10 protein-coding genes are annotated in these 7896 nt (G+C 54.9%); 5 read left to right on the top strand and 5 right to left on the bottom strand.

Annotated elements, in window-relative coordinates:
* On the top strand, nucleotides 1–1965 hold a 1965-nt coding region (locus tag VOI23_RS13595), incomplete at its 5' end, for a hypothetical protein (RefSeq protein WP_323785433.1).
* Nucleotides 1966–1990: 25 nt separating this feature from the next.
* Here the strand turns inward: VOI23_RS13595 and VOI23_RS13590 are convergent.
* Together VOI23_RS13590 and VOI23_RS13585 are read right to left on the bottom strand one after the other, a co-directional pair.
* The gene (locus VOI23_RS13590) at nucleotides 1991–2629 is read right to left on the bottom strand and encodes a hypothetical protein (RefSeq protein WP_323785431.1); all 639 of its coding nucleotides are present in this window, start codon (nucleotides 2627–2629) and stop codon (nucleotides 1991–1993) included.
* A complete protein-coding gene (locus tag VOI23_RS13585; RefSeq protein WP_323785430.1) occupies nucleotides 2626–3012 on the bottom strand; it encodes a hypothetical protein in 387 nt (128 codons plus the stop codon). Before VOI23_RS13585 ends, VOI23_RS13590 begins: the two co-directional genes overlap by 4 nt.
* A gap of 294 nt (nucleotides 3013–3306) precedes the next feature.
* Here VOI23_RS13585 and VOI23_RS13580 point away from each other — a divergent pair, with 294 nt between their 5' ends.
* The 4 genes from VOI23_RS13580 to VOI23_RS13565 all read left to right on the top strand — a co-directional run bounded on the left by VOI23_RS13580 (nucleotide 3307) and on the right by VOI23_RS13565 (nucleotide 6862).
* Nucleotides 3307–3765 (top strand): methanogen output domain 1-containing protein, encoded by a 459-nt coding sequence (locus VOI23_RS13580; RefSeq protein ID WP_323785428.1) that lies wholly within the window; start codon nucleotides 3307–3309, stop codon nucleotides 3763–3765.
* Nucleotides 3758–6100, top strand: coding sequence for an ATP-binding protein (locus tag VOI23_RS13575; RefSeq protein WP_323785427.1), 2343 nt, complete (start codon nucleotides 3758–3760; stop codon nucleotides 6098–6100). The genes VOI23_RS13580 and VOI23_RS13575 overlap by 8 nt, the downstream gene beginning before the upstream one ends.
* Nucleotides 6101–6121: 21 nt before the next feature.
* The gene (locus tag VOI23_RS13570) at nucleotides 6122–6613 is read left to right on the top strand and encodes a hypothetical protein (RefSeq protein ID WP_323785426.1); all 492 of its coding nucleotides are present in this window, start codon (nucleotides 6122–6124) and stop codon (nucleotides 6611–6613) included.
* 66 nt (nucleotides 6614–6679) lie between these two features.
* Nucleotides 6680–6862, top strand: coding sequence for a hypothetical protein (locus VOI23_RS13565; protein WP_323785425.1), 183 nt, complete (start codon nucleotides 6680–6682; stop codon nucleotides 6860–6862).
* 4 nt (nucleotides 6863–6866) lie between these two features.
* On the opposite strand, the gene VOI23_RS13560 is transcribed toward VOI23_RS13565, so the two are convergent.
* The 3 genes from VOI23_RS13560 to fliS are packed head-to-tail and all read right to left on the bottom strand — an operon-like array spanning nucleotide 6867 to nucleotide 7818.
* Complete coding sequence (locus tag VOI23_RS13560; RefSeq protein WP_323785424.1) at nucleotides 6867–7088, bottom strand: hypothetical protein; 222 nt, start codon at nucleotides 7086–7088, stop codon at nucleotides 6867–6869.
* Nucleotides 7085–7423 carry a hypothetical protein gene (locus VOI23_RS13555; protein ID WP_323785423.1) on the bottom strand — a complete coding sequence of 113 codons (339 nt, stop codon included), beginning with the start codon at nucleotides 7421–7423 and terminating at the stop codon, nucleotides 7085–7087. Before VOI23_RS13555 ends, VOI23_RS13560 begins: the two co-directional genes overlap by 4 nt.
* Nucleotides 7420–7818: a flagellar protein FliS gene (gene fliS / locus VOI23_RS13550; protein WP_323785422.1), complete on the bottom strand. Its 399-nt coding sequence runs from the start codon at nucleotides 7816–7818 to the stop codon at nucleotides 7420–7422. The genes VOI23_RS13555 and fliS overlap by 4 nt, the downstream gene beginning before the upstream one ends.
* Between the last annotated feature and the right edge of the window lie 78 nt (nucleotides 7819–7896).

The following is a 7896-nucleotide window of genomic DNA, read 5'->3' as shown; positions in this document are numbered from 1 at the left end:
GGCATCGACGAAGCCACCCCTGAGGTTACCCAAGCCGACCCAGATCAGTCCGAAACGAGCGACAGCGCCGCCCCCTCCACTCCGGCATCCGGGAGCGCTGAGTTGCCCGACTTGTCGGCCCTGAACGATTTGGACGATACCGGCGAAGACCCAAGCGACGATGACCTGTCGGCACTGATGAGCACGATGTCCGGTCAGACTGCGGAGCCAGAGCCGCAGGACGAAGACACCAGCGCGGACGCCTCTGACGACGACCTCTCCGCTTTGATGGGCGCCACGCAGGGCGTCGATGACGCGCCCGCCTATCATACAGTGTTGGAAGCAGAGACAGCCGTCGCAGATTCAGATAATCCGACGGAGGAAAACACCCCGGACAATATGGCCGACCTTATCGAAACAGGGTCAGACCAACAAAAAATCGAAGCGGAAACGACAATCGACGCGGGTGCGGTTCTTTCTGAAGCGACCGATGGTGTGATCGAAGAAGAAAACCCCGACCATGCCAATCCTCAGGACGAAACGCTGGAAAATCCGACCGAGACTTTCGAAACACCCAGCACCCCGATCACAGGATTTGAATCCGAAGCTGTCGTGGCGGACGCGGAGCCTGCGCTGGATCCGGCATCTGAGGTTGAAGCAAGCAGCGATCCCGCTGGCCAGACTAAGACATTATCCCATAGGGCAGCTCCCGAAACGGAAGCACCCGCGGATCAAATCGCATCTATTGATGATCTCGACGCACAGTCTGGGCAACACGATACCGACGATGATGGTTCGGACGACCTCGCGGCCTTGCTCTCATCCTTTTCGGACCAAGGAAACAGCCCCCTATCGGTCGGGGAAACGCCTGAAGTCGAAACGTCCCCTTCCAAGGACCATGTGGCCGAACAGACGGACGACCAGACCCTCTCACAAGCGGAACAATCGACAGACGTTGTAGGACCGGAAGAGGATCATGACCCCGCTTCAGCACAACCGTCTGAGACCGCGAACGGCGGCAATTTGGAAAGTCTATCTGACATGTTTTCCCAGATGGACCCGTCCACTGGGGATTCCGCTGAGGACTCCGCCGAATTCGTAACCGGCAGCGATGAAAAACAGGATGCCGACGATGACGGATTAGGCGGACTGATAGCTTTGCATGATGCCTTGCCGGATCAAAAAGCGCTGGAGGAAACATCCGATTTTACAAAGCCAGAAGATATACCTTCCAGCGTGGAAAGCGCGACGGATCAGAATGAGACCAAAATCGGGACCGATGAGGTAACAGAAAACGATCAGCCCATTGAAGAGTTTGGCAATGAAGTAGCTGCATCGCCAGACCCGGCGCAAAGTGCGCTGGACGCCCCCGACGTCCCCTCGATCGATCCAGAGGAAACATCCGAAACAGTTGCTGAAGAGCCGGATTATTCCGAATTTGAAGCTCTGATGGCAGGCCAGCCTCAGGAAACGGAAATGCCCCTGGCCGCGTCCGGCCATGAAACGGACCATGTGGCGGAACCGATCAGTCCCCCCGCAACAGACGACGGCCCCAAGGTTGTGGTCGACGCGGATAGTTTGCCGGTCCAGACAGCTGAGGCAGCGCCAGAAATGATACCGGAGCAAACTGCGCAGCCCGCGCATGCCTCAACCACCGATGCCGCGCCCGACTATTCCGAGTTCGAAGCGCTCATGGCTGCAACCGCTGTCGATGACGTTTCCGGCGCGGAAAGCATGGCAGAAACGTATCTGCCTGAGCCAGGCATCCAGGACAGCGACGACGCGGAAGTGGTCACCGATCCACCACAGCCACCCGCCGAAGAACCGCCACTGACACCTTCTTCCGAACCTGAAATGTCCCCTGAAATCGTTGCGGAACCAGTATCGGCACCGGTGCCCCCACCCACAACAGAACCGGCCGGAACCCGTTCCGAACGAAAGAAGAAAGCCACGCTGGATGACCTCTACCAGTTTTTTCCAAAGTAAGAACGCCTTGGGAACTGTTGCAGGATCAGCTTTGGTATCCGCACAGTTCGGTGTTTTCGGTGCCATGACCGTCGCACCATTGCTTGTACAGGCTGGCGGCCCGTTCTTGAGCGGCAATGCGCGTTTTGGCGTCCAGCTTACGCCCAACCACGTCGCGCCAGGTATTGGCATGCGGCTGTTGCAACGCCGCGGCGATGGTAAACCAGACCAGCGCCAATTCCGGGTCCGCCGGATCAGTCAGTTCCAGATAGACGCGGCCCAGCGACAGCATCGCCTCTTTATGGCCCTCATTGATACGTTGGCCCAGATCGTCGCGCAGACGCATTTGCACCTTTTCCAGCAAAGCGGGTGTTGCAGAACGGGTCAGGTATTGCGTCAAGACCTTGGCACGTTTGATGCCGGAAAACCGGGCACGCCACGCCCAGTACAACGCCATTTCATCACTTTGCGGCACGCCATCGCCACGGGCATAAAGAACCGACAGGTTGAACTGGGCTTCGCCATTGCGATCCTGCGCCAGAGTACGGAACATCCTGACCGCCTGCGCCGCCTGCCCGTCGCGGGCGGCCTGAACCGCCTCGGCAAAGGCATTTGGCTGAGCCGGTTGCGCAGCAGCGGTCAGGGCCACGCCCAGGACCAGGATATGCGCCCGTTTCCAGCTCATCTTCCTGCCATCATCACCAGTTGCAAATACATCACACGTTTGGGTAATTCTCCGGGGCGATGTTCGTATACAACCACTTTCGAACGCTCTCCGGGGTCTGTTTCGACCGAAACCGTGATGTCGTCAGGCAGGTGTACATGATAGTCGAAAAGCGTTTCTTTGGGCGCCATATAGAAGCTTTGACGGAAAATCTTATCGATCCAGCACCGCGCCAAAGCACGGCCCAGAATGTCGGGCAGAAAACGCTCGACCTGGGACACGTTGGACAGATGGGTTTCCTGCCTTACAAGCTGGAAGCCCTGACTTTCTTCATCATTGCGCGCATTCACCATGCGATACTGACCAAGGTTGCGCGTCAAAGCTCGCACCTTTTTCGATGACATTACTTTATCCTTTCGGAAGCTCGCCCTTAAGGTTCAGTAACTAAAACGTCGCACTGGCCGTTCATCTTAGCTGCGATGATCAGAACGGATGAAATCAGTTCGCTGATTGAAAATTGTGGCATGCATCTTGCTTATGAAAGACAACACTTGACACGCAATGCGGGTATTGCCCAAGCTGGGTGCAAATGGCGACATGTTTCGTTTTGAGAAGGTGAACAGGTTAGTTCCGCTGTGGAAACAATAAACCGGACACGCAAACGAAGAAGGCGCTAAGGCATGGATAGGGAAAGTTTTTTGGCCGACACACTGCACCATCTGACGAAAGTCCTAGAGACCGTTGCAGGTGTAGAAGAAGCCGAAGCCTTTTTCAGCACTGTCGGTTCTAATGTCGGGCACATCATTTATGATGAGTATGCTTCACAACTAGAGAAAGAGTGCTCGAACGGCGAAATACTGCCAAAAGTTTTGATCGAACTGGAGAACCGCGCAGGCGGTGATTTCAGGTTGATTGAAATGGATGAAAACCGGATCGTGCTGGAAAATACCACCTGCCCGTTCGGCGCCAAGGTCAACGGCACACGCTCGGCCTGCATGGTGACATCGAATATTGTGGGGCATCTCGCATCGAACTGCAAAGGCTACGCCAAGGTCATTCTGGAAAAAACGATCGCACGTGGCGACGGGATGTGCCGCGTCAGTGTCTCTTTTAACGACGATATCACTCCGGGGCTTGAGTATTTTGCAGATGACTAAGGTTGACACTCTGCATCAAGATGACAGCCTGGTGCGCTATGCAGATATCATCGCTCTGGATGTTTCGCCGTGCTACCTGCTGACGGCAGACGGCAAAGTTGTCTTTTCCAATAGTGCCGCCGAACGGCTGTGCCCGACTGAAAACTTCCAAAAGGCGCTTAATGCCTATGAAAGCAATATCGGGTTTCTCAAGCTCTGCGCCAAATCCACATCCCCCAAGATCGGCCGGATGGTTTTGAACGATGCGAGCGGCACCCCGTTCGAAATCCGAAGCCGGATGTCCCGGCTGCCCGCGCGCACCGCTATTCCGCTGGTGCTGGCGCGGCTGGACCCCGGAGACGTCGAGGATCAATTCCAGAAACTGCGTTCGGAAAGCTCGCAACTGCAACGTGCTATCCGCGCACGTAAGCGCAGCGACAAGCGGTTTCGCCAATTTTTGAACAGTGCGGTAGACGGAATCGGCGCGGTCGACGCGAACGGCCATTTTACCATGGCCAATTCGGCACTTTCGAAAATGCTGGGCGCCCCGAATTTGATCGGAAAATCGCTATTCTACAATGTAGATATGGGCGCTACCCTGAAGAGCTTTGAAGAACCCGCCGATCCCGGCGCCTTTCTGCAAAAAATGTCCGGCATCCCAATCGAAGTGTATGTCGAAAGCGTGCAGAAGGATCGCTATCCGGTCGAAGTCACCATCACCATGATCGAAGAAGAACCCGGTTCTCGGCAATTCGTGGTGGTCATGCGCGACATCGTCGCCCGCACCGAATACAAGGAAGCGCTGGACCGGTCGCAATATCTTGAAGCCGCCCGCGACATCGCACGCGCCAACGAACAATCGAAAACGCAATTTCTTGCCACCGTCAGCCATGAAATGCGCACCCCTATGGGCGCGATTGCCACTGCGGTTGACCTGTTATTGCAGGACAAGGATCTGAAACCCGAACAACGGCAACTGATGGAACTGATCCGCGGCTCTGCCGACACTGCTTTGGACCAGATCAACAATACCCTGGAACATGTACGCATGGATATGCGCCCAATCAAGGATCATCCGGTTTCCGCCTTTAACCCGTATCAGATGCTGAAGAAACTGGCCGAACAAAGCCGTATCGCGGCCGCCTCCAAGGGGTTGGAAGTCAAACTCGCGCTGGACTGCGACCACAACCAGCAGGTTTCAGGGTATCACCACTTGTTCCATCGGGTGGTGCAGAACCTGATGAGCAATGCGGTAAAATACACCGATACAGGCAGCATCACTCTGTCGGCGCAATGTAAATTCGTGCGACAGGGCACCCAAAAAATGATGTCCATCGAGTTCAGCGTTTCGGACACCGGAAAAGGGATCGCCACGGGTGAAATCGACAGATTATTTGCACCGTTCGAAACTGGGTCATCCAATTATAGTAAACTGGCTCAAAGTGCCGGTCTGGGATTGAGCATCGTCAAACGCGCGGTAGACGCGATGAACGGATCGGTCAGGGTCAGTTCCACGCCCGGGGTCGGCACTGAATTCATGGTCTCGCTGTGCTTTGCGCTTTCTGATACTGATCCAAAATCCAACTCAGCTCTTACCGAAATACGACCGCCCGATGCACGTGGTGTCCGGTTCCTTGTGGTTGACGACAACCCGCTGAATCGCGAATTGATGACGAAGCTGTTGAAAAGCGAAGGCTGCGTACCGGTATGCGCCGAAAGTGGCGAAGCCGCGCTGCAAGCGATCCAGTCAAACAATGTGGATGCGGTATTAATGGATATCGGCTTGCCTGGTATCGACGGGTTGGAAGCAACCCGCCGGCTGCTGGCGCTGCAAGGACTGGACAAATTGCCGGTCTTCGGCCTGACCGGGTTCAGCGATCCGGACATCCGTGAACGCGCGGAAATCGCCGGGATGAAAAAAGTCTACGTAAAACCGCTGCGCCGTCACCAGATTTATGAGGTGATACACCAGGTGAATGGCACCACCGATCCTGAGGCTGATAACAGCGCCAGCCAGCCCCCCCTGCCCGATGTTCTGGATAAATCCGTTTCTCGGCAAATCGCCAAGATCGCCGGAGAGAACTGGTCAGTCTTCGTCCACCAATTGCACAAGGAATGCCTGACCACGTTAGACCATTTGCGCAATGCGCTCGAGGCATCCGCAACGGATGATCTGATTGCCATGGCGCGTAAAGCCAGCAACAACGTCACCACGGTCGGGGCGTCGGGTCTGAACCAAAGTTTCCTTGAAATCGAAGAGCGGGCCCAAACAGGCCGCCTGGGAGATATGCCTGCGTTGCTGAATGATACCGAAAAGCTTCTCGAAAAAACCCGGCTGGCGCTAGCCTTGTTATGAGTATTTAGAAGGATAACGAGTATGGATTTTCCCGCTCTTTTGGACGACACCAGGCTATATGTTGCAGGTGGCTGTCTTGCTGTGTCTCTGTCTTTTGCCGGCGGTTTTTTCATTTTTGCGAACCCGATCCGGGTATCTCTGGCCGATATTAAATATGAAGCTTGGGAAGAGTCGATTGATCGGCATCGGCACTACGTGACCTTCCCGGTCGACCTGAATATTAATGCGCCGCGGCTTGGTCTGACGCTGCATATTGAAATCGGACTAGCCGTGCCCGACGATCTGCCCCTGGATATCGAAAGCCTGATGCGCGTCGACCAGGCCTTGATCATGCCATCACTGACCGAAGCCACCCGCTTGCTGCTGGAAGACCCTGAAATCGACTCCCTTGAGGCGTTCAGAAAGGAATTTCCGGTCTATGTTCGAGATGCAATGAACCGTGCTCTGGCAACTGACGAAATACCCGAACCGATCCTCGAAGTGCTGATTCAGAAACTGATTGCGACGAATTAATATCTGTTATCGCAAATTGGCAGGAAACTTGCAGCGATAGCATCAGATCCGAAAAAAGGAACTGACATGCTGGAACATCGCTTCAATCGCCTATTTCCCAATACGAATGCCCAATCCGGTGATCTGGTCGTCGAAGTTGTACAATTCGACGTCGATGATCGCCCGGTCAAACGGCATTTTCTGTCAATGGACTATCTGTTGGCGCCGTTGCAACCGTCACAAAGAGGCGGCAAGGGCTTGCAGAGCTGAGGAATCAGCCCTCTTTCGCGATCCGGACCCAGACCCACAGACGAAAGAAAAAGGCCAAAGAGCCCAAAAACATACCGCCGACGGCAAGCGACAGCGGCGTCGGCATCATGGCGGCAACGATCTGCGCTGCTTCGGGTTGCATTCCGATCAAAACGATCAGCGCAAATCCCACGGCCAGAAAAGCCCGGAGCCATAGGCATCGTTGGCAGGTAGCGGTCGATTTCATTTGATCACTCCTTTTCTGTGCGAATAGGCCAGACGGATGCGCCGGTCGGATTCTCGCCGTGCCTTGAGCTGTTGGCGTTCCTGCTGGATTTCACCGGCAGCAGATCCAAGCCGAGCGACGGCTTCTTTTAATGCGCCAACATAACGTTCATCGGATGGCTTCATGTCCGGCATACCGCCGATCACTGCCAGCGCCTTGCTACGCAAAATGTGATCGAGCCGCCGGAATTCCGTCAGATCGCCCTCACGGGCCGCCTGTTCGAATTCCTGCATCAACTCTTCAAATTCCTGCAAACAGAAACCGTTGAAATCTTCATCTATCGGCTCGATGCTCATCCAACTTGCCTTCCAATCTCAGGGCCGATTTCAGTCCATGCATCCAGAATGCCCGAAATCGCATCGGCCGCCTGATCGACCTTCGCGCCTTCTTCCCGGCGAAACGCCGACAAAACTGTTTGGCGGCAGTATTCGTAAAGTTCGAACAAGCTGACTGCGATATCGCCGCCCTGTTCGAAATCCAGGCTTGATTGCAGCAGATAGATCGCGCGCAGCGATTTGTTGACGTGGTCCTGAGGATAACCAGTGCCGGTTTCCTCCGCCGCTTTCAGGACATTGAGCGACTGTTCCAGTTCGCGCAAAACCACGCGAATGATCTGATATGGATCGTCAGGAACGTTCATGCCCGAATTGCCGGTTTGGCGATACTTAGAGCGTGCAAGAGCAAATGTCATCGGGCGGGTTCCTCTGGAAACATTATACCGTTTGTTACTAATTAGAACGGCACAGACCCCCACTCGCTTTAGTTTTTT

It is taken from the genome of Thalassovita sp. (genome assembly GCF_034670005.1).
Lineage (GTDB): Bacteria > Pseudomonadota > Alphaproteobacteria > Rhodobacterales > Rhodobacteraceae > Thalassobius.
The sequence above is the reverse complement of the archived record's forward strand: the minus strand, read 5'-3'. Positions and strand labels throughout refer to the sequence as shown.

Bases quoted from the DNA above. Each gene is read 5' to 3' on its own strand.
- VOI23_RS13570 (WP_323785426.1), top strand. From the start codon at position 6,122: ATGGATTTTCCCGCTCTTTTGGACGACACCAGGCTATATGTTGCAGGT.
- fliS (WP_323785422.1), bottom strand. From the start codon at position 7,818: ATGACATTTGCTCTTGCACGCTCTAAGTATCGCCAAACCGGCAATTCG.
- VOI23_RS13555 (WP_323785423.1), bottom strand. From the start codon at position 7,423: ATGAGCATCGAGCCGATAGATGAAGATTTCAACGGTTTCTGTTTGCAG.
- VOI23_RS13575 (WP_323785427.1), top strand. From the start codon at position 3,758: ATGACTAAGGTTGACACTCTGCATCAAGATGACAGCCTGGTGCGCTAT.
- VOI23_RS13590 (WP_323785431.1), bottom strand. From the start codon at position 2,629: ATGAGCTGGAAACGGGCGCATATCCTGGTCCTGGGCGTGGCCCTGACC.
- VOI23_RS13585 (WP_323785430.1), bottom strand. From the start codon at position 3,012: ATGTCATCGAAAAAGGTGCGAGCTTTGACGCGCAACCTTGGTCAGTAT.
- VOI23_RS13565 (WP_323785425.1), top strand. From the start codon at position 6,680: ATGCTGGAACATCGCTTCAATCGCCTATTTCCCAATACGAATGCCCAA.
- VOI23_RS13560 (WP_323785424.1), bottom strand. From the start codon at position 7,088: ATGAAATCGACCGCTACCTGCCAACGATGCCTATGGCTCCGGGCTTTT.